The sequence below is a fragment of the Candidatus Nitrotoga arctica genome, assembly GCF_918378365.1.
Lineage (GTDB): Bacteria > Pseudomonadota > Gammaproteobacteria > Burkholderiales > Gallionellaceae > Nitrotoga > Nitrotoga arctica.
On record NZ_OU912926.1, the window covers coordinates 1,025,205 to 1,051,483 of the forward strand.

Here is a 26,279-nt window from a genome sequence, read left to right on the forward strand (position 1 = left end):
CTATCCCACATAAAATTTCATGATGCCATGACTTACGGTGAAACATTCTTGTGTTGCTGCTGACTCAATGCCACGATGACACAAGCTTGTTGCAGTCCCAACTGACAGCTTTTTTCCATTTGCTTAATCGACCCAGCCATGTCCCGTAAATTTTTTAAAACGAAGCTTTTACCATAATAGGCACTGGCATTTTTCGGGTTACCAGCAATCACTTTATCAAATTCTGTAAGCGCTTCCGTATACCGTCCTGAATTTGAATATGCAGAAGCCAAAGCAATATTCACCTCAGGATAGGTTGAATTAATTGCTAGCGATTTTTGATAATCTGCAATAGCCGCATCCCAATTTTTAACCGCAGCCGAAGCCTGTCCGCGAATGAAATAAGTACGATGGGCGCCGAGGCGGTCCTCACCATGTAGCAAGCGCACCGCGTCATCCCATAGACGGTATTTATCCGCAAGCACCCATAACCGATTCCATGCCAGCGGCACCAGTAGCAAAACAGCTAATGCACCAACCAGCATAATTTTTCGGCTAGGGAATGAACTAAACACTAAAGGCAATAACAACATATAACCGGGCAACCATAAATAGCTGCGATACAGCACAAAAATTTCCTGAACGCGTATGCTTGAAAATTCCACCATGAAGTAACACCATGGATACAGCAATGCCAACCCCAACAAGGCAGCACGCCCACCACGCAGCAAAAAAATCAGCGCAATGGCGCCATAAACAACAAAACTAACCAGACCAATCCAGCTTGTCCACTCTTTCCAAGTGAGGATAAATGGCTCACGCATATCTATCGACATCCACGCGGGATTGGGCACAAGCATTAACAAGCAGTATTTAAAAAAAAGTCCCGCCTGCGTCAACACACTCAGCAAATGCAGCGATGAAGTTCCCTGGAGCAGCGCTTGTTCCCCAAACAATGCCGCCGCATCCTTCTCATAAGGCACACCAAACACACCTTTTATGCGTAGCACCACCAACAGCCCCACTAATACAAATCCTAACCAAGTTGCAAGTAAAGCGCGGGACGAAAGTTTATTCTGCGCGCGAATCGCGAATGTCAAAGGGAGCAATATAGCGGGAGCCATCAAGCTATGTTCCTTGCTGAACAGTGCCAGAAAATATGCCATGACTGCTAGCGCCATATAGCGTTTGTCGCCCTCCAGCAGGCCACGCAAATAAGCTAGTTGCATTACCAATGCGAACATTGTCGCCATCAATATGCTGCGCTGTATCAAATAGCCTACGCCATAAACCGCTAGAGGGTGGCATGCGAATACCAGCGCTCCCAACCACGCGCCCCAATTCACGATATTTTCTTTGCTCGCATCAGTGATAAATAGCTTGATCCACATCCGCAATACCAGCAATAGTAAGAATACATTCACACCATGCAGCAATAAATTCTGTATGCGGAAAACAGGCTGGTCCTCTCCAAAAAATACCCAGGTAACACCAAACGTCGTATAGGGAAACCAGCGTAAATCTAAACGAAACAATGTATTTGCGTAATGGTCTATCGCTGCATCAAAAAATGGAACGTCATCAAATATAAGGGGGTTATTCAAAAAAGGGACATACACCACAATAACCAGCAGCGCCAAAAACAGCGCTTTAATTCGGTCAAGCGGGTAAACAAATTTAGAAAAAAAATTCATCGAGCTCACCAATGTAATATCTGCGCCTTACACAAAAAACCCGCGATCCATTACAGAGCGCGGGTCTTCAGAAAATCATCAACTTTACAATTTAAAATCTTGGTTCGAGCAAAAGCTTTTATTTCATGCTACTTCCACTTGGCAACGGTGCTTGTTACCACTACATCTGTACTAGTTGGAGTGATTCCCCAAGTTGTAGCCGACGCCCCAAATGTTGGAAGCCACGTGATGGTCGTTCCATCGATTCCAGATTTAATGCAACTAGCGCAGAGAGTGGCTACGATAGCACCAGTTACAGCCGTCACAGTATAACTTGCAACCTCTTGGGTTGGTGTTGGACCGGTACCCAACCCCAGCGAAGTCCAGTTACTAGCACCAGCAGGCGCAGAGCCGTTTTCCTGGGCAAACATGGCAACCGCCAGCTTAACCGGATCCACAGCAGTCGCGACTTTTGCAAGCTTGGCTTTAACTACATAATCCTGATAGGCAGGAATCGCTACAGCCGCGAGAATACCGATAATCGCGACCACGATCATCAATTCGATCAGAGTAAAACCTTTTTGCATTTGTTTCATTATTGATACTCCTTTAAGAGTTAAAATTTGGTACACGGGGTGTGCGGTTTATTATAAGCAGGATTCATGCCAGAACATCTTCTCCTGCAATTATGATCGTCTAGACCCAGTTCGACTAACAATCAGAGAGGCTGTGAAATTTCACACTGAAGAGAGAAGCCGATTTACGTCAGGAAAGTGACGGTTTTTGTCACTCTGGTTTTCGCATAAGGCACAACGCAAAAAGATCATGTAATCCATTATCAGCTGAGGGAGGACATGATTTTGTCAGCGTCGGGTTTGGAAGCCACTGAGCACAGCATGTATTACTATTACTTTTTTTGAGCACACCGCCGGAAAATTACTACTCGTCGGCTCGGATAGATCTTTTCGCGCAACAAGACATCGGGACAGCAATTTTATCCAGTCAGCGCAAAAGATAATGATCTGGAGATTTACTTCTTCTGAGAGAGATTGAAAAAAGTAAATCCGTTCATCCTTCGACAAGTTCAGGACAAACGGATTTATTTCTTCTGTGTGTGCGGGTATTACTTCATGCAGACGACACGCACCTGATGCATGTCGGTGATGCCGGATAATACCTTTTCAATGCCATCTTGCTTCAGGGTGCGCATGCCGTCATTGAGAGCGTTAGCAAACATTTCCGCGACGCGAGCGTGTTCCTGAATGTTCTTTTTTATCAGATCAGTGCCCACCATCAACTCATGTAAACCTACCCGTCCGCGATAACCTGTGCCGGAGCAATATTCACAGCCTACCGGTTCATACAACGTGAATCTCCCCATTTCATCCGCAAACAGCTTGACCCATTCGGCGTACAGTGCCTTGTAAGCAGCATTGGTATCCTGTTTCCAGGGAGCGCAGTTCATAAGCTCTGTTGCATATTCAGCAAGCAATGATTTGAGTTCATCTTGAGTGGCGGTATGCGATTTTTTGCATTTCTTGCATAAACGTTTGGCCAAACGCTGCGCCAAAACACCTAACAGGGCATCGGAAAAATTAAATGGATCCATACCCATATCCAATAATCGCACGACGGATTCCGGCGCGCTGTTAGTGTGCAGGGTGGCGAACACCAAATGGCCGGTAAGAGAGGCTTCTATGCCGATGGAAACCGTTTCCTTGTCGCGCATTTCACCTACCATAATCACGTCCGGGTCAGCGCGCAAAAAGGCTCTCATGATGGTGGCGAAATCCATACCGGCCTTCTTGTTGATTTGCACCTGACGCAGGCCCTTCTGTGTAATTTCTACCGGGTCTTCGGCTGTCCAGATTTTGGTCTCAGGCTTGTTAATGTGGCCAAGTACGGAATGCAAAGTAGTCGTTTTGCCGGATCCAGTTGGGCCGCATACAAAAAACAGGCCGTAAGGTTTGCTGATTACCGCTTTCAGGGTTTCAAGGTTTCGTGCCGACAGCCCCAGCTCATTAAGTTTTATCGGCTCGCCAGTGGCCAAAATACGCATCACGATGTCTTCCATGCCGCCCTGAGAAGGAATGGTGGCAACGCGCAGTTCAATATCCAGAGGCCCATATTTATTGAACTTGATCTTGCCGTCCTGCGGTTTGCGCTTCTCCGAAATATCAAGGTCGCACATGATTTTGATACGCGTAACCAGCGCACTCCGGAAAGATGATGGCACTTCGATATAAGGTAGCAGCGAACCATCCTTGCGCAAGCGAATCACGGTCTTGCCCTTGCCCGGTGCGGGTTCAACATGAATGTCGGAAGCGCCCATTCTGTGGGCATCCATGATGATCTTGTTAACCAGCTTGACTAGTTCATTGTCTGCCGCCGCACTGACTTCCTCTTGGTTAATCTCATCAAGCTCTACTTCATCCCCTCCCATGGCGGTAAGCATCTCATCCATTGAGGTACCGTCCATTTCCAAGCTACCGGACATGCCACCAGCGCCACTTCCGCCTCCGCCAAAGAACAAGTTGAGGGTTGCATTGAATTCGCGCTGCGAACAAACCCGATAAACCAGTCGGCTCCTGGAAAAAACGTTGTTCACCACGCGTGAGGTTTGGATCCACTCTGGATCGGTGGTAAGGATTACCAAGCCTTCCTTAACCTCATCTATCGGCACCCATTGGCTGCTTTCGACATATTCCCGTTTCAGATTTTTGAGTAATTCGGACGGTTTGGTGCGATCAGGGTTGAATGGTTCATAGGGCACGCCGAAGAAGAGTGCAAGCGCTTTACCAAGAGCGGCCGGTTTAACCTGAAATTCGTCGAGCAACTCATCCTCGATGTCAACATTTTTGCGCCGCGCTGTGGATACGGCCAAATCCAATTCGTCAGCAGATAACACCGCGTCATAAACCAAATGATCGTACTTGGTTTTAGCAGCAGGTTGCTGCTGACTCTGGCGCAGCGCCACTGCCAAATTCTGTGCTAGCTCTAATATCCCATCTACTAGCATTCTCGAAAAAGGCTGGTCGGCCTTATTATTGAGAACCTGGATGACACCGGCCAAATCCTTGCTATCTGGATCGAGTATGGGCACCACAAGAGCTTGCTTGGTACGATAGCCAGTGCGCTTATCTACGTCTTGCAAAAAGCGTAGGTTGGTACTATGCGAAGCTAGCTCTTTTTCGTCGTATACATCCGTGATGTTAAGTACTTTTTTTTGTAGCGCGACATACCCAACAAGACTCTGCTCAGTAACGCGTAATTTGAGATCCTTGAATGAGTTAGCCCCGGTCTTTATTTTTGAAATCAGCGTGGCCTTGTCTTTATCCAGTGAATAAATGGTGAGGCGATCAGCATTGAATATCGTACATATATCTTTGCTAACTCCCAGCATAATTTCGTCGAAATTGTATGCAGTATTAATCTTGCTTATGACGTGATCATGAATGTTACTTATGACTTGATTAAGATTCTTCGTGAACACCAGTTGCGCCTCAATCTGGCTGGCATTGGCCCGTCGTTCTCGCTGTATTGTTGGTGCGCTATCCATCCACTTCTCCCTGATCACTCCAAATGTGGCTTGCCGTATGGTGAGATTGCATAACATTATTGCTTGCTATCAAGACAGCGGCATTTAGCGAAAGTTCTCCATGCGATTTTGAAACAAAGACGGGTTATGTCACCCCTATTTAAGGTGCCGTGTCATTATTTACGTCCCACAAAAAAATACTACCTAGCAACAAAAAAACACGGCCAGCATCACAAATATGATATTTCGGATGGGAAACTATGCAACTTTATTTATGGTTTCTGCGGAGATAGAAGTTGAACGCTTGACCGTTCTGCAAATATCACCGGTGTGAATCCATGCAGGCATTCGCTGATTTTTTGCATGGCCCGACACGCAGCGCCAATTCTTTTTTGAATTGAAGAAGGCGGTTTCGATCTACTGCGTAAAACTCACTCACAGAAGCCCTCAAATTTTGAGATAGAACTCCATTTTGATCCCCGCTAACTCAATAATGTCGTGCTCATTAAGCTGACACGGTTGGTCGTCCAGCGGCTTACCATTAAGATTGGGGTAGCTTGCCCCTTCCACATAGGTGATGAAATAACCACGCGGACGACGCGTAAATACGACGACCTGCAAGCCGGATTTTCCTACAGTAGTCAGATTCTTCACTAACTCAAGTTCTTTTCCCGCATTAGGTCCGGTCAGTATCTGTATTACACCCATTGCTTGCTGCAAATCAGGTGCTTTTTGGACGGGGGTTACAAGAGCAGGCTCCGATGGTATGGCAACCTCAGCCTGTCGCAATTCAGGTACTCTCTCCGCGGGTGTTAATGGAGGCTGCTCTTTAGGCTTTAATTTCCCTGACATTTCATACGGATCAGCTTTCACCGGGGGGGTGGATGCAATACGGGAAGACGCACGAAATACCATTGTCTTCTCGAAATCTGCCGCAGTAGATTGGCTTTTCTGATCATTCACATACTTGAGTTTATATTTACCAATTTCAATTACGTCATTACTTTGCAAAAAATGCTTCTTAATTGCCGCGCCATTTACTAAGGTTCCATTAGTGCTATCCAAATCTTCCAAAAAGGAATCATTCAGTATGGTCACTATCGCAGCGTGCTCGCCGCTAACAGCAAGATTATCAATAACGATCTCATTGTGCGGCTTGCGCCCTATCGTCATGCGCTCCTTGTCCAGAACATATTCCTGCAACACCCCACCATTCATGCTTAGTATCAGTTTCGCCGCCATATCATCAATCCCCGTATTTAATTCTTGAACCAGGACAGTATTTTTGCGAGCCAGCCACGCTGCACGGCAAACTCACCGTTAACCTTAATAAGTATTACAGATACATTATCCCGCCCGCCATTATCGTTTGCCATTTCAATCAACTGTTTCGCTACCAACTTTAGATTGGCTCGCAGCATGTGCAACGTAGCTCTGATCTCATTGTCTTCGACCATATCGTTCAAACCGTCCGAGCATATTAAATAAATATCGCCCACTTGCACCGCATGAACTTGAATCTCCGCCTCGACTGCTGGGTCAACTCCAACCGCGCGCGTAATCAGATTTTTGTTTTTGGATAGTCGCGCATCTTTTTGACTTAGCAAGCCTCTGTCGATTTGCTCCTGCAACAGTGAATGATCACGAGTGATAGGCTCAAATATTTCACCGCGCAGTCGGTACATCCGCGAATCGCCGACGTGAGCAACTGCTAAACGGTTATCGTAAAACAGCCCGGCCACCACTGTGGTGCCCATGCCAGCATATTGCGGCTGGCTTTGTGACGAATGGTAGATAGAGGTATTGGCTTTTCGCACTTTTTCGCGTAACAGTTCCACGCCAACATCTTCACCGCCTTTCCCCCTGTCTTCAGGGCGCATGCTTTCCAAGCTATGCTTTATTTCGGTCGTTATCAGCGAAACTGTAATGCCGCTAGCAATTTCACCAGCATTGTGCCCACCCATACCATCCGCCAGCACCACTAACCCACACGACGCGTCATAAGCCACGCTATCTTCGTTGTGCGAGCGCGCAACACCCGGGTGAGTCACACTAACGATTTCTAGCGCCTGTTCAATATCCATATTCGGGCATCTCTATACAATTAAGACATCTCTATACATTCAAAACTCTAAGTTTTTTAAATTACCACTTTCTTAGCGTAACATTTTTTACAGCACCCGCGTACCAGTGGTGAATTGGAATATTGACGAACCTTTACGCAGAGTAAACATGGCAGCATGTTACTGCACACCCAACAAATAAAATAGAAAAAAGCGCTATGTGAAACCAGAGTCGATAATCAACTTTCACCTCTCGTAGAAAAAGTAAATCCGCTCATCTGTCAACAGGCTTAAGACGAATGGATTTTTAACTGACTATTTTTTGTTGTTCATCTTGCCCTTATCGAAGGTTATCTACTGCGAATCACATAGAGCGTAAAAAATACAAAGTTGAGCTAAAGTTTTCCAAAAGTTATCCGCTATTTTAAATAGCAGCGGCTAATTGTGCCTTGCGTGCATAAGTCGAATCGAAGCGGTATTGCCTGATCATCCAAGCTTAAAAATGCAAGCCATGAATCCAGTTATCAAAAATTTTGAGCTTTTCTCTATCCACAGAATTTTATATTTCGGTGTGGACAAATGATTACATCATCAGAGATAAGCCGTATCACATTGCCTGTTTCCGGGCATCTGAAGCAGGCTGAAATCATGCACAAGTTAATAGCTGGAGATATCACCGAATATGCTCCGCCCCGCGATAATTCGTTGTTATACCAAACTAATGAGTGCACCAATACCAAACTGCGCTGTGGTGAGCTACCAAGCAGCAGTGTTGTAATTCCTGCGGCCCAGAGCACGGTCAATGGTTCCGTGCTCTTCGTTGATATTCGTAACTTTACTATGTTCGCCGATCAACTTCATGCCGGGGAAGTAATTGAATTTTTGAATACATTCTTTGAACGAGCGTATGAGCCAGTCCGTCAGCAGTGTGGATGGGTTGTAAGATTCCTCGGCGATGGAATGGTAGCAATGTTTGAGCCAAGGGCAGAACAATCAGATGATCACGCCGAGCGTGCACTTAAAGTGGCACTCCTGATAGTGCTCGCCGCCGATTCCTTCCGTGATTGGATCGCACAGCGCTTCCCAGAACGGAAGTTTCCGCAGTTCGCAGTCGGTATCGGCATACATTCGGGCGAAGTGATGATATGCAAGATGGGTGGTGGCTCCGTAATCGAAACCACCATAATCGGCGATACGGTAAACATCGCTGCTCGCCTGCAAACGATGACCAAGGTTCTTGGTTGGAGCATAGCGACGAGCCACTCCTGCGCAAGTATAGCCGGAGGCCGTTTTCAGCTCGGTCGTGGCAGTACGGTAGCCATGAAGGGGAAAACGGTACAAATTCAAGCCATAGAGGTCATAGGACTTAACCCCCGTACTGCAAGCTCCTACAATGATAGCGCTTTCTATGAGAAGCTAGGTCTATCTGTAGCTGTAAATACGGCAATATTCGAATTGGCACGAGAGCAGACCGACTCGATGCAAAACCATTATTCGGGCGCCGGAAGCACGCTTGAAACGATTCCTCAAGATCAACCAATCGAACTGGAAGGCTATCGCTTACTGCGCAAGCTGGGACAGGGTGGAATGTCTGAGGTTTTTCTCGCAGAAAATCTCATTACACATACCCAGCAAGTACTAAAACTTGTTCCGACGACAGCGATCGACATTGACAACGACGATACATTGCAGCGTTTTTTGCATGAGTTCGCACTTATCTCACAGATTGATCATCCTAACGTTGCGCGCATCTATCAACAGGGTTTCACTTCAACCCACGCTTATATTTCAATGGAGTTTTTTCCCGGCGGGGATTTACGGTGTCTTATCTCAGAACATCCCACACCGCAAGTTGCAATCGCCTCGTTGCTACAGATAATGGGCGGACTCTCCGCGATCCACGCATTGGGCATCATTCATTGCGATATGAAACCCGACAATGTGATGATTCGCAGGGACGGTTCACTCGCACTCGCCGATTTCGGAATTGCCGAGCATTCCGACGTAACCAGGCTACCTACCCGCCCTGGTGAAATTATGGGTTCACCGTCATATCTTGCGCCCGAGCAGGCGTTGGGTCTACCTGTCGATGAGCGGACGGACCTGTACAGCATGGGAGCCATGTTTTACGAAATGTTGACGGGACGGCCGCCTTACAAGGGAAGCTCAGTGCAGGCGATTCTTTACCAACACGTAAATCTCCCGGTACCCATATTGCCCGTGGGTCTCGAGCGCTTTCAACCCATCCTGAATCGCATGATGGCTAAATCGGCCGCGGCACGCTTTGAAAGCGCCGACGCAGTCGTCGAGTACGTCATTTCCTCCGGCTTGATCGGAAATCTATGATGATGGAAGCATTTACCACCATGTCCCCGGCGAAATCCCAATACACCATAGATGTCCACGGCTTTAGCCAGACCGAACGGATTATCTTGAAGAGCATTTTCAGTTTATCCGCGCGCCGCGCGCCTAAATTTGTTGAGTTTATGCCGACGGTGGATTCAACGATGGGTTCAGCGCCGGACGTTTTTCTCGTTGATGCTGAAGACGCAAGTGCGATAGCGGATTTTCGTCAAAAAAATGCCATGAACACCCGGCCTGCCATCCTGATTGGCGACACCGATCACGGTATTGCGGGCACAACTTTATCACGACCATTGCAATGGACGAAGCTGTTCAAAGCATTCGATCTCGCAGTAGGGATTAACACACCCAGCCAAGCACCCAAACCAGAGCCCGCAATTCGTATAGCCACCCCCTACGAAAAAACCCAACCGATGATTGCAATACCAGCCCTGCGATCATCGGTGCCCTCGATAGCCCCACCAAAAATATCAGATACAGCAGTGCGAAAGTTAGTTTCAGAAAATCACAGTCTGACAGATAACACCGCGCCCGCGTACCCGCCGGATCGCCCATTTAACTGGGTTCTAGTCTGCGACGACAATATGACTGTGCGTGAATTCATGCGCGTCAAGCTCGCGCCATTTGGTTTCAATGTCGATTACGCCGAAACAGGGGAGCAGGCAGTTGGACTCACCGGCACCAAACACTACACCTGTGTCTTTCTCGATGTCGTGATGCCAGGAATCAATGGCTATCAGGTTTGCAAACTTATCAAGTCTAAGAAAGGTGCCGCAAAAACTGCGGTGGTGATGCTTTCAAGTAAAGATTCAACTTTCGACAAGATTCGAGCCACTATGTCTGGCTGCGATACTTACCTCACAAAACCGGTCAACGAAAACCGCCTTTTCGAAGTAATCAGCAAGTACCTGCCAACGAATGCCTGACCCGACCGCATTATATTTTACTCAATCCCATTACAAGGAGAAGCAACCATGACAATCAAGAAAGTTCTTTGCGTCGATGATTCGTATACTGATCTTGTCAATATTCAAACAATCGTAATCGGCACAGGCCGCTTTGTCGTCACCGCCGCCAATGGTAAGGAAGCGATCGAGATGACCAAATCCGAGAAACCGGACCTGATTTTCATGGATGTAAACATGCCGGACATGGATGGCTTTGCCGCTACCCGCGCTTTAAAAAAAGATCCCGCGACCAAGGACATTCCGGTCGTATTTGTAACCAGCAAGGACCAGAAAGCAGACAAGATGTGGGGGCAAATGCAGGGAGGTAGCGGATATGTCGTTAAACCCTATACATCCGATGATATCGTCAGACTCATCAATACGTTATGACGACCCCGTTGCCACGTTTGAATGCCTTCTTGCTGATCCATTCTGTAACAGACAGCCATGCAAAACGAAATCAACTCTGCTGATTCGCTGCTAGCGCCGAGCGTGGCATTGCACCCGGCACGCACGGCAGGGGCACTCATGACCATCGGACTCCCTCGACGGTACGGAGCCCCACTCGCCGCAGCTCAGGAATGGATAGGTTTTGAAGTCGCGAACATTAAGTTTCTGGTTCCACACGCGCAAGTAAACGAAATTTCAGAAATGCCGCCTGTTTTTCGCCTTCCGAACACTGGCCGCTGGTTGCTTGGTCTCGTGAACCTTCATGGCAATCTTGTGCCAGTGTTTGATTTAGCGTCGCTCGTCGGCGGAGCATGCAACACGAAATCGAAAACAATGCTCCTCGTGCTGGGCCGCGGTGATGCGATCGCAGCTATCGTGGTTAACGGTATTCCGAACCGCAAGCGTTTCGGTACCTCGAATCGAACCTCGTTTCCCGCGTTCCCAGAGTCAATCCGCGACTACATATCGAACGCTTATGCAGAAGAAGAACAGGTGTGGCTGGAGCTCGATCACGTCCGCTTCTTCGAAATGATGGCGCGCAAAATTTCAGGCTGACGCACCTGCCCCCAACTTACGACCCGACTGGAGAAACAAAATGAAAAGCAGGCTGAAAATTACCTTCCTTACCCGGATGAAGCTGTGGCAGAAGTTCTTGCTCCTGGGCGCCGTCGCGCTACCCGCTGCCGGAGTGCCTGCCTATCTGTTCTTGACGCAGACCACCGCCGCCATTCAGACCGCCAAGCTCGAGGCTAGCGGAATTGACCCCGCAGCAAAGCTACTTAAGGTAATCCAGAATACCCAACAGCATCGCGGCTTGGCCGCCGCCTTCATCGGCGGAAATGCCTCCATAGCTGCAGATCGCGCCGCTAAGGAAACGGAGGTTGCCCGGGCGATCAGCACCTTCGACCCCTACATGAAAGATACCAACAATGCCAAACAGGCCGAGGCATGGGACAAAGTAAAAACCGATTGGACACGAATCGCGACCGAGACCGCGAGTCAACGCGCAGACGCGCGTAAATCATTTGCTGACCACTCTGCACTAGTCGCTACCGAACTGACCCTGCTTGATCTTTTGATGGATCATTACAAGCTCTCATTCGAATCAGATGCTGCGACGCACTTCCTGATCCAGGCCACACTGGCAGATCTACCGCAAGTCGCTGAGACATTAGGGCAGGTGCGGGCGTTTGGAGCCGCCCGGCTCGCGGAAGCCGAGCACTTAGTCATCGCTCAGCAATCCGGTACCGAACTAGACAAAGAAACACTTACCTTGACCGACCGCGCGACGATGGCAACTTTAATCTCGGCCTTGACCGCCAGAACCAATCAAGCGACTAATCAGTTAGGTAAAGCACAGATCGAGGAAGCGCGAATTAAGAACAAGATTGCAGGCAAAGATCAAGTCGCTGAAGAACAAATCAAGCACCTTGCCGGTCTGGCCGCCGCAGAAATCAGCAATGCGCAGCGGCTTCAGTTCAGTTCTGCAGAGTATGTCAAGCAATTCACTGCCAGTATCAACGATCAATTCAAATTAATTGATATCGCGATGGTGGCGCTGAACGACGAGTTGCAGCTCAAGGTTGCAAACCTGCTCAAACGTTCATTAACACTGTCGGGCGTGGTACTTGCCTTTATTATATTCGCAGCGTTTCTCGCCTTGCTGATTACACGAAATGTCACCGACACAGTACGTTTATTACAGCTATCAGTCGAAAAAGTGCGTGGCGGAGATAACACAGCGCTAGGCTCGATCGAGGCGAAGGATGAAGTCGGCGATTTGGGACGGACGGTTAATCAGCTGCTCGAAGAACGTATGGCTGCGCAACGCAAGGCTGAGGCGGAAACCGAGGCACTCAATGACTCGGTGATCTCGCTCCTGCAAACAATGCAGAAGCTCTCGGAAAAAAATCTCACGGTCAAGGCGCCTGTCACGCAAGACATCGTAGGTACGGTGTCTGATGCCGTAAATCAGCACACGGAAGAGACGAGCAAAGTGCTTTATCGGGTGATGCAAATCGCCGGCCAGGTGGAAAATTCCTCGGTCAAATTGAAAGGGCAGGCAGATCAAGTGCAAGCGACAGCTGCAGTGGAACGAAAAGGCGTCGAAGAAATGATCCGCGAGCTCGCCACTTCAACTGAAGCCATGAACAATGTGGCACAGCTCACCGCAAAATCCCACATTGCATCCGGCGATGCGACCCGTTCAACTTTCTCTGCGCTTAATGCCGTAACTGGAACAATGAAGGGCATGAACTCAATCCGTGAAATGATTGCCGAAACCGAGAAACGAATTAAGCGTCTTGGCGAACGTTCGCAGGAAATCAGCGGTATCGTGAATTTGATCAATACAATCGCGGAGCGCACACATGTACTTGCGTTGAACGCGAGCGTACAGGCCGCAGTCGCAGGCGATGCAGGCCGCGGTTTCGCAGTGGTGGCCGAAGAAGTACAACGCCTTGCCGAATCCTCTCGTAACGCTACCGCGCAAATTGGCACGTTGGTAAATAACATTCAAATCGAGACGAACGACACTATCAATACAGTGAACAAAACGATCTCTCAAGTAGTACAAGGAACCGAGTTCGCTGAAAAAGCCGGCGTTCAAATGGCAGAAACACAGAAGGCAACCGATAATTTGGTTGAGTTAGTGCTGCAAATTGCCGTCAGCTTGGAGGTGCAAATCAAGAGCGCAGAAATTCTGCAAAACAGAGTTGAAGATATTGGCCGTAGTGCGGAGAAGACCGGAGAACAGATCACAACCCAGACGGCCGAAACCAACCTGCTCTCCAGATCCGCCGAGCAATTGGTGAGAACGGTGGGCGTATTCAAGTTACCGAGCGCACAAACGCTTGGTTTGTCGATCATGCCAGAGCGTACGAGCGCCATGCCCAAGCTCCAAGCGGTTGTTTAAGCCTGCAATGACGGCGGCACAATGGTGCCGCCGTGCTTCGACCTGAGGATGATAGACAATGCAAATGAGTGATTTCATCGAAGCGCTACGAACCGAAATCGAAGAGGTGCGCGCCGACCTTGCCGGTTGGATCGCAACGATCTGTTCGGTTGCCCCAGAGGATCTCGCATTCGGCGACGCACTCGATCTATATGTAAGTCAGATTGAACGCACGGCATCAACTTGCGGAATGCTCGGACTGCGCGGCTTGGAGTCCTGTTGCGCTCAGGTACAGGAGTGCCTGGTGGTCATTGTAGGGATTAAAGCGGAAGAACGCAGCGCGGCACAAGCCTTCTTCGATATCTGGCCGGATCTTGTGCTCGCTTACCTTGCTGACATTACCAACTTCGAATCCGCTGAGCACTTGGCAGAACACTTTTCCCAGCCCTCCTGTCCGGCACCCGTGGATGCCGAGCACAACCTTGAACTCATTATCGAACTCACCGCCGAACCCGTGTTAGCGGCGTATTTACGTGCCGAAGCAGAGGCCGAAGAACTTGAACGTCCGCGCGTGGCGACTGATGAAGATATCTCTCTTGCCCTACCGTCCGACGTGGATCGAGGCGTGTACGAGGCGCTGCTGCAAGAAGCACCAACGCAGGCCGCCGAACTTTCCGCCTACATCCGCAATATTGTGGACGGCGAAGCCACGGACGAGGATATGGCCGCAGCGAAGCGCATTGCGCATTCGTTGAAGGGTTCGGCAAACATCGTCGGCATCCGGGGCATTGCGACGCTCGGACACCACACAGAAGACATCCTCGAATGGTTCGAGCAGAACCGGACACGCCCACCGTTGGCGCTTACCAATGCACTGCTCGACGCGGCAGCGTGCCTGGAACAAATGATAGGCTCACTGCTCGGTATCGAGGATGCCCCTACACAGACTCAGGCGAAGGAAATACTGCAATCTGTTCTAGATTGGGCGAGCCGGATTCACTCAGGAAATATTGAGGATGAAATTGATGCCGCCCCGCTTGCGCTTGCCGGACTCGAAGCATCATGCCTAGTATCCACTGAAATCACGGCCCTTGATGCAACGTTTGCGATTGAAACAGAAATCACCGATCTCGACACGACACCCCTGATCCAGGCTGAAAATGTAGATCTCAATACGACGCTTCCGGTTTTGATTGAAACTGCCCATCGCAACGAAATGCCCCGGGTACTCACTGAAACCGTCAAGGAAGAAGAAGCTTCTTTGCCCAGTAATGTGACTAACCAGGTACCTGTCGCTCCAACAATACGTGTCCCGGTTACAACGATGGACGAACTTTTTCGTCTCACTGGTGAGCTATCTGTAAAAATTGGGCAACTTACCGAGCAAGTGAAGCAGACTCAACAACGCACTAACGGTTTATTACGTCAAAGTCTCAAAGTACAGCAACGTATTTTTGATCTTGAGAACCTGGTTGACATCCGCGGCCTCGCGAACCTGCGCGACACACGAACATCTCACGGTGATCAAATATTTGATGCACTGGAAATGGAACAGTACACCGAGCTTCAAAGCAACACTCGCGCGCTGACAGAAGAAGCGGCTGACACACGGGAGTTCAGTCGGCGCATTGAGGAAGACGTGGCACAGATGGGCGCCGTACTTCAGCAAACGCAGCGAGTACAGCGCGAACTTCAGTACATGGCCATGACCACTCGTATGAGCCCAGTAGGAAGCCTCGCTCCTCGCCTGCACCGCAACATTCGCCAGACTTCGCAGCAAACAGGAAAAAAAGCAAAGCTGATAATCGAAGGGGAAGATATCCTGATTGACGGGGATATGCTGAACAACCTCGTCGATCCGCTGCTGCATATACTGCGAAACGCCATCGATCACGGCATTGAGACACCCGATGAACGTACGCGTGCCGAAAAGCCAGAAGTGTCCACCATCCATCTTGTTTTCTCGCGGCGCGGCCAGACGGTCACTGTGCGTTGCCGGGACGACGGGCACGGGCTCGACTACAGCGCAATCCGACACAAGGCGATCGAGCGCGGCCTGATGCAGGCCGGTCAGGATGTCTCCGAAGAAGAATTGTCACGCTTCATTCTACTTCCTGGCTTTTCAACACGAGAACGCACAAATGAAATATCGGGACGGGGTGTAGGGCTCGATGTAGTACGCGACCGGCTTCTTGTTATGAAGGGAATGGTCGAAGTACGATCCGAGTTCGGGAAAGGCTGCGAGTTCCTACTTCGCTTCCAGGCGTCGCTCGTCGCTCAGCACGCATTACTAATAGAATCTTCCGACCAAATTTTTGCGGTGCCAAGCTACGCGCTGGACCAAGCGTTACCGCCTGCCGCAGGGGAATTCGTATCAATCGGCAGCGAAATAAACCTTCGCTATCAAAAACGCACTTATCCGGTAAAGGCCCTGAGTGCACTGATCGGTTATGACAGCGGCGTAATGACATCAGAAATCATGAATTCGAAGTCCGTATTGCTTGTGCACGTCGACCTTGATATTCATGCGGTACTGGTTGACCGCATCGTTGACGGTCGTGACCTGATCCTCAAAGATCCAGGCCGGTATGTAAAGAAAATTAATGGCGTGGGCGGTATCGCGATCCTGGGTGATGGCACAGTCGCGCCGCTGCTCGATTTAGCCGAATTGCTGCGTCTTCCCATGCCACAACTGATAGAAACCGCACCCTCCATCACTTCAGATGACCCGGTAACGTCGGCGCGACGTGGCATTCTCGTTGTGGATGATTCCCTTAGCGTGCGCAAATCGCTAGTGCAACTCGTAAGCGACGCAGGATATAACGTGAAAGCAGCGAAAGATGGATTAGAAGCAATCACGCTCCTGAAGAATTTTACACCCGGAGTGATACTCACTGATCTTGAAATGCCTAACATGAACGGGCTCGAATTCACCTCGCACTTGCGCGCACGCCCCGACACCCGCGAGTTGCCGGTGATCATGATCACCTCGCGCTCCATGGATAAACATCGTAAACAGGCCGAGCTCGCAGGCGTTAGCGTATACATGACCAAACCCTACACCGACACCGACCTTCTCGGGCACATCCACAGTGCGATCGGCGGAGTGCAATGAACGCCGCGACAGCCGGGTACGCGTTGATCTGTTTTGACGGCCTGAATCTGCTCATCGACCAACACGCAATCATCTCCCTCGAAAACATGGTCACGTTACGGGACGGCGATGATGAAATAAAAGCGAGCGAGATCATTGAAGAGAATGCATGTGAAGTCCATTCGCTAACTGCCCATTTAATCGTGGCGAACAAAATCGATACACGGTGTCGCTACATTGTCGTACTACAAGCACATGAGCAGCGCTTCGGCATTACTGTGGACTCGGTACAGTCACTCCTCATTCAAGATCCAAAACTACATTCTTTACCCGTATGCATGAGTACCTCCGAATCGCCGATCAAAGCTTACGTACAGGTCGAAGAGCGCATCGCATTCTGTTGCGATATCGGTGCCCTGTGGCGTCACATCCACTCCTCGGAGAGCAGGCATGACTGCACAACATAACGCCGTTTTGTTCGAATTCACAAGCGGCCGCCACGCAGCAATCGGTCTGCACGAAGTCGCCGAACTCGTCATGTCGCCAAGGCTTGTAAATGTACCGCTGGCCCCAGACTACTGCCATTCGCTTTGTATTTGGCAAGACCGCGCCATTCCATTCGTGGAACTGGCATCACTCATCGGCCAACGCTCTCTGGAAAAAGTTAGTCTTGCGCTGGTCGTCACCTATTTTGCCCGATCAAACGGCGAGCAGCGATGGGGCGCTCTAGGGCTATCTACCTATTTTCGCATGATGAGCGTCGGAGACGATGCAGCGTGTCTGCTACCACAAGATTCGTCTGCATGGCCATCTATCGCCCATTCCTGTTTCCAGTTGGTAGACGAAAACGTTCCCATTCTGAATCTGGACGCCCTGTTTGAGCAACGCCTGCAGTTGATCCCTTAATCAAATTTTTTATTACTTATACAAATCATCGTCGCATTTGCATTCGAGTACCGAAACAAATCCTGCGGTGTACAAATCTCTGCTGCACTGTTCATACCTCTGCAAGCAAGCTGCCGACCTGTAGGCGAGGGCGATTATGTCAACTGGATTGATCAGCGTGCGTTATTAGTTACAGTAAGACTAGGTCATATTTTTTCACGCATCATTTCTAGGGATATCTGTCATGAGCAAATTGTTATCAGTACTAATCGCTTCATTTTTTGCAGCCTCAATGAGCTTAAACGTCGCCGCGGCAGACATCACCAAAGCTGAAGTTAAAGCCGAGAAAGCCGAAGCGACAGAAATGAAAAAGGACGCCAAGGCCGAAGCCAAGGAAACCAAGAAGACAGCCGATGCAACCGAGAAAAAGTCGGACGCCAAGGCAGACTACAAGCACGCCAAAAAGAATGCCAAAGCAACCTACAAAACAGCAAGTGCGGATTGCAAGAAGAAGCCATCTGCCGAACAGGATACCTGCGTGAAGGATGCGAAAGCCGCCAGAGATGCAGCAATCGTTGAGGCGAAAGCGACAATGGAAAAGGCTGTAGCCGAAGCCAAGGCAGCGAAAAAAGCGGCTGGAGCCGAAGCCAAAGCTACCAAAGCGAAGGCTGGCGCCGAAGCCACGGCCACGAAAGAAAAAGCCAAGATTGAAGAAAAAGCTACCAAGTAATATTTAGCAGGTCTGCGTAAGATAAGGCAAGGCTCTCCGCCCTGCCTTATCTTTTTTAAGATTGTGTATGTATGAGGCTGGATATCGCAAAAAATACATCCGCGTCCGGCTGATTATCGTTCCCAATTCCATACTAATTTAAGCGTTACTGATGTCTGCGATTGCATTTGTACGGGCTCATCAGCAGCGTCACTCGTTGCTGCTAAGTAATTGGCCGCAAGAAAGACCTCGCGTCCGGGCACAATTATCCAATGCACGCGAGCGATGGCTCCAAGTTGTTCGGATACATTATCCCATTGAAATGTTAAGCTTTCCGAAAGCCGATTCGATGCGGCATGATCTAGTCGTATCTTTGCAGTGTGTACAACGAAGCTTCCTGTTGGTAAGTCGATGTCACTACGCTCCAAACCACTACGTAGTCCCCAGTGTTTATTGACGTTCCAAATTGTGCTAATAGATTGATCATTACGTCGGCCGTCATAGTAACCCCCAATCCGAGCGTAGGCTGTAATTGAAAGAGGTCGAGACGGCGATGAACCAGCCTCAAGTGAGAAGTAGTTCCAGCGATAGTTTCCAGCCGGGATAACAACGCCTGGCAGTACGTGAAATGGTGCGGCTAGCCGATCAGTCTGTATGAAAAACTCAGGAAAGATGAAATCTTCGGCCGCATTTGCAATATAGATCTCTGGATTGAGTAGCACTGAGCTTTCTGTTCCATCGAGTTTATTGCGAGTTTGCCAATCTAGCGCCGGGATAATATCCCCCCCTTTTTTTGTGCGTGTCCACCAGCCGATTTCGCCTCCAGTACGATTTACACCAGATTCGGTTATAAAGCCTAACGCGGGCAGAAAGCCTGCGTCAATGTATTGCCAGTTTGCATTGCCGGATAATCCGATATTCGGATAATTGATACTGCCACCAAATGCTCGACCAGTGCCCAACCCGGGATTACCGGATTTTTGCGCCCAGGCAAAGGCATCCAGGGTGCGGTCACCAGGAAGATTTGTATTGCGGTATTGAAAATCCGAGCCTACAAGGTAGCTGCCGCTTGTGCCTTCAGGATTGCCTTGCGTGGCGATCATACCCATTCGAGTTTTTTCAGCTAACGCACCTGTCACCCGCATGCCCCCTACTTGGGCCGCTCGTTCTGCTTCGCCTTTTTCTACGCGCGTGCCGAGAATTCCGAAGTCCAGGCCTGCCACAGTACCGGCAACTTTTGCGCCGAAATCCAGATTCGAAACCATGCCTTGTGAGTTAATACCAATTCGACGAGAAAAGAAGGGTATTGCTGTTTCTGATAAACCGCCAAAGCTAAAACGGCCTGAGTCTCTTAAGAAAAACTCACGTCTTTCTGGTCGAAAGAGGGGAAAGCGAGTAAGGTTGACAATGCGATCATCCGCCTCCGCCTCACCAAAATTCAGGTTATAAGCGAATGATGCAGAGAGGTTACGGCGCCCTTGATAAAATACCTCCAACCCGGGTTCCAAATCAAATTGATTCTTAATATTAGTCGCTCCAAAACTGTTAGCATTTAGCCGTATTGATGGTTTTATGCGCACTCCGAGACCAGTCGAATCGGGCTTAATACCATTCAGATCTTTGGCGTCGCCCAGAGAGGTGAGGTGTTTATCTGCTGAAATTCCATATAAGCGTACTTTTTCACTAGCACGAGCGATCCAGCGCTCAGCATTAAACTTCCAGGGGGCATCGCTATTGGCAGCGCCTACTGCCGATAATGGAATGAACAGTTCTGCGCTCCATCCGGCATCGTCGATATGGGCTTCAGCATTCCAGATAGCATCCCAGTCACTGCGTTCTTCCACACCGTCATAAACCAGGCTATCAAGCCGTGCTCCATTAGCATTGACACGAAAAACGAAACCGTTGCGCCCGCGACCTTCCGGATCAAAAACAAGGGCAACGTGATCGTCGTATTTAATGCCATCGGCATCACGAAGCATCTGACGTGCGACGATCTCTTTTGGGGCAGTATCATAAGCACGAATAGCAACGAACAGTATGCGACCATCATGAACCATCTGGATTTCAGTACGGCGTGTGGGAGCCGCACCGTGAGTGGGTTGAATCTGCACGAAGTCGCTTATGGGGGGAGCTTGCTTCCAGACCAGATCATCTAGTACACCATCGATTACAGGGATAGATGTAGTACGAATCGCAGTGGGAGCTGTAGGGTTAGTGGTGACAGCTAACACTAGAGGAGAACCGAATAGTAATCCGGTGGCCATGGTACGAACAATCCAGACGCGCAGAACCAGCGATATAAATAAACACGACTTCACGCGCCCTGCCTAACAATTTATAGGCTGCGATGAAGCTGCCGTCTGCGTAATTGAAATATGTCGGGTCTGCGATAAAAAACGGTTGTGATCTATCTTCGAGGACAGAATCACATTTGATTCACTTGTAAAAATGTCCGTCGTTTGTTCTTACCTATTTCTGCCGACTTGAAGCGGTGTCTTTGTTCGTTCATAGATTTTTGTAAGGCTGAATAATGGTTACGTGACCACCGTATTGGGTGCCTGACGTGTGCGTTCAGTAAGAACCGCACGACCGCGACGTTTTTTCCACCAGATGTAAACTCCCGTTACGGAGAGCATAGCTACGACTAATCCCATAATGAGATAAGGATGCGTCCTGGTAGACCAAGAATTCGACCAGAATGCAGTGGAAATTGCATCTGCATAAAGATATCCGCCACTGAACTTTCCCAAGGTTTTCTATCACCTAAATAACGTCCATCTTCAGCATTAAAGTAAAGATTTGTCGGACCAACCCCTGCTGCCCCGTGGTCATCACCCGGATAGAAAAAAGCTACCCCATAGATGCCATAATCTTCCGCGTAGAAGATGCTTCCGGCCGGTTCTTTCCAGCCTCTACGCGCGGACTCTACGTGAGCTTTGTCAATTATTGATTCGTAATTAACCTTGGGAATAATCGGGTGATGCTTATCTCTCGGTACCCGTAGATCGAAGGGGCTGGGGGTTACATTCGATACGAGTGACATGACGGGGAAAAACACTTCACGGTTCAGGTTTAATGAAAACGCGGTAAAGGCCATGATAAATAGCAACGCCCAAGTCCATAAACTTGTTGCACGATGCAAATCAAAATTGCGCTTATATTCCGTTTTTCCAGCACACTTGCCATGCAGGTAGCCATCTTTCCCACCAGGTGGGTTCTGTTCTCTGCGTCGATAACTTTGGTTTTAAATTAGTGTGGGGAATGGCTCTATTCAGTGGAGCATTCGTTTCGGATAAGCGCTGATGCCGCTGCAATGGCAATGTTAGGTAAAATCCAAAGAAACAATCGAGCACCCAAATCATGGCAATGATTCCCAAAAGCCAGATACCCCACCTGTCTATACCCCAAGTTTCTGGGATATGCAGGCTGTAATGTAACTTGTAAAGAAAAGATATCAGATTCTCGCGAGATAATGACACGGCCCCCCATTCACGTTTGCCCAACTCCTTTCCTGTGATTGGATCGACGAATACTTGGTTGTATCCCAGTTCAAATAGTTGTTCTGTATCGGGATTGACGCGGGGCGAAATACCAAAGGTTGCTGATTCGCCACTTTGTGTTAATAAAGGAATGAAAGTAACCCACGCATGAGGATTGGCGGCCTCAATGCGTCTGGCTATTTCCAGTGCAGGGATAGCCTGTCCCCGACTTTGCACCTCGGTGAGGTGTGGATTAAGTAATTCGTCAAGCTCATGGTCCCAGGAGATGATTGCGCCAGTAATGTCGGAAATGAATAAAAAACCAGCAATAGTCAGGCCGAGCCAGCGATGTAGATGAACGAAAACTGAGCGCATAGGACACCCTTAATATTCAAAGATCGGCTAAAGAATTTCTGAACAGGTTATGAAACTCTTTATTTTTCCCTTTCGAGAACGGGTTTGATTTACCACCGATTTCACGCTAGCTATCACAGTCTGTGTGTGCCCAGGAAATGGGTAAAGGTATTTCTTGTAGAGGTGTATTGCTTGTTGAACAGGTTCGCGGCATTCAGGGCATAGCGCCAATGGCCTGATTCGTAGCGAACTTCCGCATCAAACAAAGTAAACGAGGGTAAGGACGAGGTATTGGTAGAGTCGTTAAAGCGGCTATCGGTATATCGAACGCCGCTACCGAAACCAAATCCCCGCCAAACTGGTCCAGATAGCTTATAGTCAAGCCAGAGTGAGGCCGTTGTTTTAGGTACCCGCGGTGGAACTTTACCTAAATCAACATCGTTGCTCTTAGTTACCTCAACATCGTTGTAAGTGAAGGCCCCAATAGCATTCAGGTTACGGGTAAGTTCGGTCCTCGCTTCCAGTTCCAGTCCGCGCGATCGAATTGCACCAGTCTGAATGCTAGCAAAAGGATTAAGTACAAGGTGCGCAGGATTCAGATCTGGTGTTGCAACATTCGTTTTGGTCAGGTCAAATACTGCCGCTGTATATAGATTGTTACTGTTTTCCGGTTGATATTTAATCCCAATCTCATATTGTCTGCCGCGACTTGGATCAAGAAGTCTACCGTCAAATGTGGAAGAGACCTGTGGCACGAAAGATTCTGCGTAGCTTATGTAAGGTGCCAAGCCATTGGACATGAGGTAGGTTAACCCCGCACGGCCGCTAAACGCATTTTGTTTCGATGTTTCTGCGATGCCCTGAGGGACATCGTTATGAATGGTTTTTACTCTGTCCTGACGCCCACCCAAAGTAAGAATCCAGCGCTGATTAAATTTAACTTGGTCCTGAAGGTAGAAACCAAGCTGCTGGATTCTCTGCTTTCCATCAGCAGTCAGTATTTCAGGGTTGGGTATGGTCTGATTGTATACAGGGGAAAATACATTAAGTGGAGGGGTCACCGCACTTGCGAATGCGTTGAGAGTCAGATCGGAGCGGTTGGAGTCGATCCCGAACAGCACGGCGTGCTCCGCCATTCCGGTCTGTAACTTAGCCTGTAACTGGGTGTCAAACAAGTGTCTGCTTAACCCGTTCTTTATTGATCCGGCACGAATTATTCATGAAGCCGCGTAGGCGACTTTTGGGTCGCGGAAATAACGGCGCACGCGTTCGGGGTTTTGCTCAAGCATGGTCATGTGATCAGTCGCAGCAGCTCTGAGTTTTGCCTTGGTGCGCACTGGCACCTTTGAAGTGATGACGTGCTTGAGATCTGCATTCAGTCTTTCTTCGGGGTTGAGTTCAGGGCTGTAGCTGGGCAAGTAGAACAACTCGATTTTCTGTGCGTTCTCGGCAGCCCAAGCCTTTACAGGTTTGCTGTGATGAACTCTCAAGTTGTCCAGTATCAGAAACACCTTGCGGTCTGTATCCTTGATGAGCGCCTCCAGAAATTCAATGAGCTTGTCGGAGTTAAATGCCTCATCAATAATCATCCAGCGCGTTTTACCCTGATTGGTTACCGTCGCAATCATCGATAGCTTGTGGCGCGTGCCGCCTACTGCGAACGTCACAGGTGTCTTGCCCACCGGCGCATAGCTCCTGCCTCTGACATCCGTGTTGACTAGCGCCGTCTCGTCGCCCCAGTGAATTTCCGCACCTTCTGTTTTTGCTCTGGCTTCAATGGCCGGATATTGTTCATCAAGCCAAGCCTGGACGGCTTCAGGCCGCTGCTCGTATGCTTTTTTAATGGGTTTTTGTGGTGTAAAACCCCAACGTGCCAAGTAGTTGCCTACTGCCCGAATAGACAGCTTGATACCGTGCGCCAGCTCAATGTGCTGGCGCACAGCGGGCCTGCTCCATAGCGCAAAATCCATCTTAAGTTGTTCGGGGCGTCTGTCGCAGATGGTTTGTTGAATCGCCAGCTCTTGGCTAACCGTCAAGCGACGTCCACTGCCAGGTTTTTTACCCCGAACGCCGGGCTTGAGTGCCCCCGAACCTTCAGCCTTATACAACCGCAGCGCCGTATTGACTGCCGTCCAGCTCAGTCCCGTTTGCACCACGATCTCCATCACCGCCACACCTTTGCGGTGCATACGTATGACTTGCTTGCGTCGTTCATGCAGTACTTCTCGCGACTGCTTGCGGGCATCTTCTTTTTCCATACTCCATAGACATCGAAAACCAATAAAAATTCATTTATAAATCGTGCCGGGTCTATAGTTGATATTGCGGAGCGGAGTAGCGTCTGACCGTCCTCCAGGTAATCAACTGGATTAACCTCTCTCACCTTGACATCAGTTTGCGCATGCCGGAAGTTTTGCCGGATGGTCCAGATATCATTGAAATGATGTTCGATTTTGTAGCCGATGGAATTTTGGTCCTGTTTATAATTAACAAAACTAGGATCAGCGGGCATCGTGCGAGTTAAGACCCCATTTGGGGCAACCATATAAAAGGGAGAGGCTCCGATAGAATTTTTTAGCATATCCGCAAGCACGGTAATTGACGTGTTGGTTGAGGGGTGCCATGTCAATGAAGGAGCCAAATACTGTCGTTCAATGGAAGGACGTTCCCCATTAGCGTATTTGACTTGCGTATCTGTATCCAGCCCGAGGCCGACAATGCGATAAAGCAGTGTGCCGTCCTCATTGAGTGTCCCACCCTGGTCAGCATTGATTTGCTTGCGGTTAAAGTTGCCGACCCGAACTTCAATCTCGCGCATGGCATCCCGACTGGGAGTTTGCTGACACGATTAACGACACCTCCTGCATCGCCTTTGCCAAACATGATGGAGCTTGGGCCGCGCATCACCTCAATTCGTTCAATTCCATAAGGTTCGCTAAGGAAAGATGCAAAATACAGGCCTTCTGTTAATTGGTGCAAACTGTCCCGGTAGTTTGCTGAATTAGTTCCATTAAAGCCACGCATAAGGAGATACTCGAAGCCTCTTGGTTCGTATCCAAAATTGTCGACGACTACACCGGGTACATATCGTAATGCTTCCGTTATCCTTGAACGCCGCGGTCGTCAAGTTCGTCACGGGTGATGACGGAGATTGATTGCGGTATTTCGATAATCGGGGTGTCGGTCTTGGTTGCAGTAGCGCTACGTTTGGCAACATAACCTGTTATCGGGCCATAGGTTGTTTCTTTATGGCTCATTGCGGCCGATACCCTAACCTCTGGTAATGTCGTTGCATTGAGTTCAGCTCCCCGTTGGATCGGAACAACGGGTAAGGTTTTCAGGGTGTACCGGCCACCTGAAATCGCAACCGCTTCAACATCTGAACCGGCCAACAGCCTTGCAAATGCATCGGGAAGAGCATAGTCACCGGATATTCCATTGGTACGCTTCCCTTCAGCGAGTGCCGGGCCGAACGACAATAGCACACCCGCTGTTCGGGCGAGGTCATTCAAACGGGTAGCAAGCGGTCCGGCAGGAACGTCATAGTGCTTGAGTGCTGTCTGGACCTGCGCAGTATCCGCTGCATAGGCAAATGGTGTCGCCACTGTCATGCTGGCTAATGTCGCTAAGCCAAAAAACATAGTATGAATAGCGCGTGAACGTGTGAGCGTCAATATTGATATGTTCCCGATATTGTTGTATTGCTTGCCTCGATTTTTCCGGATTCCCATTGTTTCCTCTTTTCAAATTTTTTAAGTGGTACTAACGTGTGCACTGCTGTTCGCAGCGGCTTATTTGGTAGGCCACTTGAAACTGAAAAAAGGACAGTAATTATTTAAAATAATTTT

At 49.1% G+C, this 26,279-nt stretch carries 21 protein-coding genes and 1 pseudogene; 9 read left to right on the forward strand and 13 right to left on the reverse strand.

All coding sequences use genetic code 11. From position 1 onward, the window contains the following. Positions 1–32 precede the first annotated feature (32 nt). The 5 genes from MKZ32_RS04710 to MKZ32_RS04735 all read right to left on the reverse strand — a co-directional run bounded on the left by MKZ32_RS04710 (position 33) and on the right by MKZ32_RS04735 (position 7,274). Positions 33–1,673: a tetratricopeptide repeat protein gene (locus MKZ32_RS04710; protein WP_239796200.1), complete on the reverse strand. Its 1,641-nt coding sequence runs from the start codon at positions 1,671–1,673 to the stop codon at positions 33–35. Positions 1,674–1,801: 128 nt separating this feature from the next. Next, positions 1,802–2,248 carry a pilin gene (locus MKZ32_RS15395; RefSeq protein ID WP_275584250.1) on the reverse strand — a complete coding sequence of 149 codons (447 nt, stop codon included), beginning with the start codon at positions 2,246–2,248 and terminating at the stop codon, positions 1,802–1,804. A 527-nt stretch (positions 2,249–2,775) separates the two neighbouring features. Next, positions 2,776–5,211: a GspE/PulE family protein gene (locus MKZ32_RS04725; RefSeq protein WP_239796201.1), complete on the reverse strand. Its 2,436-nt coding sequence runs from the start codon at positions 5,209–5,211 to the stop codon at positions 2,776–2,778. A 426-nt stretch (positions 5,212–5,637) separates the two neighbouring features. Beyond that, the gene (locus MKZ32_RS04730; RefSeq protein WP_239796202.1) at positions 5,638–6,432 is read right to left on the reverse strand and encodes an FHA domain-containing protein; all 795 of its coding nucleotides are present in this window, start codon (positions 6,430–6,432) and stop codon (positions 5,638–5,640) included. 17 nt (positions 6,433–6,449) lie between these two features. After that, a complete protein-coding gene (locus tag MKZ32_RS04735) occupies positions 6,450–7,274 on the reverse strand; it encodes a Stp1/IreP family PP2C-type Ser/Thr phosphatase (protein WP_239796203.1) in 825 nt (274 codons plus the stop codon). A 558-nt stretch (positions 7,275–7,832) separates the two neighbouring features. Between MKZ32_RS04735 and MKZ32_RS04740 the strand changes: the two genes are divergently transcribed. The 9 genes from MKZ32_RS04740 (at position 7,833) to MKZ32_RS04780 (ending at position 18,616) form a co-directional block, all read left to right on the forward strand. Beyond that, entirely contained in the window at positions 7,833–9,599 is a 1,767-nt protein-coding gene (locus tag MKZ32_RS04740) for a protein kinase domain-containing protein (RefSeq protein ID WP_239796204.1), read from the forward strand. 20 nt (positions 9,600–9,619) lie between these two features. Further along, complete coding sequence (locus MKZ32_RS04745) at positions 9,620–10,543, forward strand: response regulator (protein WP_239796205.1); 924 nt, start codon at positions 9,620–9,622, stop codon at positions 10,541–10,543. 48 nt (positions 10,544–10,591) lie between these two features. Beyond that, the gene (locus MKZ32_RS04750; protein ID WP_239796206.1) at positions 10,592–10,954 is read left to right on the forward strand and encodes a response regulator; all 363 of its coding nucleotides are present in this window, start codon (positions 10,592–10,594) and stop codon (positions 10,952–10,954) included. 57 nt (positions 10,955–11,011) lie between these two features. Beyond that, the gene (locus MKZ32_RS04755; RefSeq protein WP_239796207.1) at positions 11,012–11,569 is read left to right on the forward strand and encodes a chemotaxis protein CheW; all 558 of its coding nucleotides are present in this window, start codon (positions 11,012–11,014) and stop codon (positions 11,567–11,569) included. 40 nt (positions 11,570–11,609) lie between these two features. Then, positions 11,610–13,928 (forward strand): methyl-accepting chemotaxis protein, encoded by a 2,319-nt coding sequence (locus tag MKZ32_RS04760; protein WP_239796208.1) that lies wholly within the window; start codon positions 11,610–11,612, stop codon positions 13,926–13,928. A 64-nt stretch (positions 13,929–13,992) separates the two neighbouring features. Beyond that, on the forward strand, positions 13,993–17,022 hold the full coding sequence (locus MKZ32_RS04765; RefSeq protein WP_239796209.1) for a hybrid sensor histidine kinase/response regulator: 3,030 nt from the start codon (positions 13,993–13,995) through the stop codon (positions 17,020–17,022). Next, complete coding sequence (locus MKZ32_RS04770; protein ID WP_239796210.1) at positions 17,019–17,468, forward strand: hypothetical protein; 450 nt, start codon at positions 17,019–17,021, stop codon at positions 17,466–17,468. The genes MKZ32_RS04765 and MKZ32_RS04770 overlap by 4 nt, the downstream gene beginning before the upstream one ends. Then, a complete protein-coding gene (locus MKZ32_RS04775) occupies positions 17,452–17,907 on the forward strand; it encodes a chemotaxis protein CheW (protein ID WP_239796211.1) in 456 nt (151 codons plus the stop codon). Before MKZ32_RS04770 ends, MKZ32_RS04775 begins: the two co-directional genes overlap by 17 nt. A gap of 223 nt (positions 17,908–18,130) precedes the next feature. After that, on the forward strand, positions 18,131–18,616 hold the full coding sequence (locus MKZ32_RS04780; RefSeq protein WP_239796212.1) for a hypothetical protein: 486 nt from the start codon (positions 18,131–18,133) through the stop codon (positions 18,614–18,616). Positions 18,617–18,729: 113 nt separating this feature from the next. Here MKZ32_RS04780 and MKZ32_RS04785 read toward each other — a convergent pair whose 3' ends face one another. The 8 genes and pseudogenes from MKZ32_RS04785 to MKZ32_RS04810 form a co-directional block, all read right to left on the reverse strand. Further along, positions 18,730–20,916 carry a carbohydrate binding family 9 domain-containing protein gene (locus MKZ32_RS04785; RefSeq protein WP_239796213.1) on the reverse strand — a complete coding sequence of 729 codons (2,187 nt, stop codon included), beginning with the start codon at positions 20,914–20,916 and terminating at the stop codon, positions 18,730–18,732. 326 nt (positions 20,917–21,242) lie between these two features. Then, positions 21,243–21,740 carry a PepSY-associated TM helix domain-containing protein gene (locus MKZ32_RS15400; RefSeq protein WP_275584251.1) on the reverse strand — a complete coding sequence of 166 codons (498 nt, stop codon included), beginning with the start codon at positions 21,738–21,740 and terminating at the stop codon, positions 21,243–21,245. 13 nt (positions 21,741–21,753) lie between these two features. Next, on the reverse strand, positions 21,754–22,452 hold the full coding sequence (locus MKZ32_RS15405) for a PepSY-associated TM helix domain-containing protein (protein WP_275584252.1): 699 nt from the start codon (positions 22,450–22,452) through the stop codon (positions 21,754–21,756). A 113-nt stretch (positions 22,453–22,565) separates the two neighbouring features. Continuing rightward, on the reverse strand, positions 22,566–23,606 hold the full coding sequence (locus MKZ32_RS04795; RefSeq protein ID WP_239796214.1) for a TonB-dependent siderophore receptor: 1,041 nt from the start codon (positions 23,604–23,606) through the stop codon (positions 22,566–22,568). Positions 23,607–23,648: 42 nt separating this feature from the next. Next, entirely contained in the window at positions 23,649–24,689 is a 1,041-nt protein-coding gene (locus MKZ32_RS04800) for an IS630 family transposase (RefSeq protein ID WP_239796053.1), read from the reverse strand. After that, the gene (locus MKZ32_RS04805) at positions 24,596–25,249 is read right to left on the reverse strand and encodes a hypothetical protein (RefSeq protein WP_239796215.1); all 654 of its coding nucleotides are present in this window, start codon (positions 25,247–25,249) and stop codon (positions 24,596–24,598) included. Before MKZ32_RS04805 ends, MKZ32_RS04800 begins: the two co-directional genes overlap by 94 nt. A 95-nt stretch (positions 25,250–25,344) precedes the next feature. Beyond that, positions 25,345–25,536: pseudogene (locus MKZ32_RS15645) on the reverse strand (hypothetical protein); the annotation flags it as partial. Continuing rightward, complete coding sequence (locus MKZ32_RS04810) at positions 25,533–26,162, reverse strand: STN domain-containing protein (RefSeq protein WP_239796216.1); 630 nt, start codon at positions 26,160–26,162, stop codon at positions 25,533–25,535. The gene MKZ32_RS04810 and the pseudogene MKZ32_RS15645, both read right to left, overlap by 4 nt. Positions 26,163–26,279: the final 117 nt, after the last annotated feature.

Coding starts and splice junctions, on each gene's coding strand:
- MKZ32_RS04710 (WP_239796200.1), bottom strand. CDS start 1,673: ATGAATTTTTTTTCTAAATTTGTTTACCCGCTTGACCGAATTAAAGCG.
- MKZ32_RS15395 (WP_275584250.1), bottom strand. CDS start 2,248: ATGAAACAAATGCAAAAAGGTTTTACTCTGATCGAATTGATGATCGTG.
- MKZ32_RS04725 (WP_239796201.1), bottom strand. CDS start 5,211: ATGGATAGCGCACCAACAATACAGCGAGAACGACGGGCCAATGCCAGC.
- MKZ32_RS04730 (WP_239796202.1), bottom strand. CDS start 6,432: ATGGCGGCGAAACTGATACTAAGCATGAATGGTGGGGTGTTGCAGGAA.
- MKZ32_RS04735 (WP_239796203.1), bottom strand. CDS start 7,274: ATGGATATTGAACAGGCGCTAGAAATCGTTAGTGTGACTCACCCGGGT.
- MKZ32_RS04740 (WP_239796204.1), top strand. CDS start 7,833: ATGATTACATCATCAGAGATAAGCCGTATCACATTGCCTGTTTCCGGG.
- MKZ32_RS04745 (WP_239796205.1), top strand. CDS start 9,620: ATGTCCCCGGCGAAATCCCAATACACCATAGATGTCCACGGCTTTAGC.
- MKZ32_RS04750 (WP_239796206.1), top strand. CDS start 10,592: ATGACAATCAAGAAAGTTCTTTGCGTCGATGATTCGTATACTGATCTT.
- MKZ32_RS04755 (WP_239796207.1), top strand. CDS start 11,012: ATGCAAAACGAAATCAACTCTGCTGATTCGCTGCTAGCGCCGAGCGTG.
- MKZ32_RS04760 (WP_239796208.1), top strand. CDS start 11,610: ATGAAAAGCAGGCTGAAAATTACCTTCCTTACCCGGATGAAGCTGTGG.
- MKZ32_RS04765 (WP_239796209.1), top strand. CDS start 13,993: ATGAGTGATTTCATCGAAGCGCTACGAACCGAAATCGAAGAGGTGCGC.
- MKZ32_RS04770 (WP_239796210.1), top strand. CDS start 17,019: ATGAACGCCGCGACAGCCGGGTACGCGTTGATCTGTTTTGACGGCCTG.
- MKZ32_RS04775 (WP_239796211.1), top strand. CDS start 17,452: ATGACTGCACAACATAACGCCGTTTTGTTCGAATTCACAAGCGGCCGC.
- MKZ32_RS04780 (WP_239796212.1), top strand. CDS start 18,131: ATGAGCAAATTGTTATCAGTACTAATCGCTTCATTTTTTGCAGCCTCA.
- MKZ32_RS15405 (WP_275584252.1), bottom strand. CDS start 22,452: ATGCGCTCAGTTTTCGTTCATCTACATCGCTGGCTCGGCCTGACTATT.
- MKZ32_RS04800 (WP_239796053.1), bottom strand. CDS start 24,689: ATGGAAAAAGAAGATGCCCGCAAGCAGTCGCGAGAAGTACTGCATGAA.
- MKZ32_RS04805 (WP_239796215.1), bottom strand. CDS start 25,249: ATGCGCGAGATTGAAGTTCGGGTCGGCAACTTTAACCGCAAGCAAATC.
- MKZ32_RS04810 (WP_239796216.1), bottom strand. CDS start 26,162: ATGGGAATCCGGAAAAATCGAGGCAAGCAATACAACAATATCGGGAAC.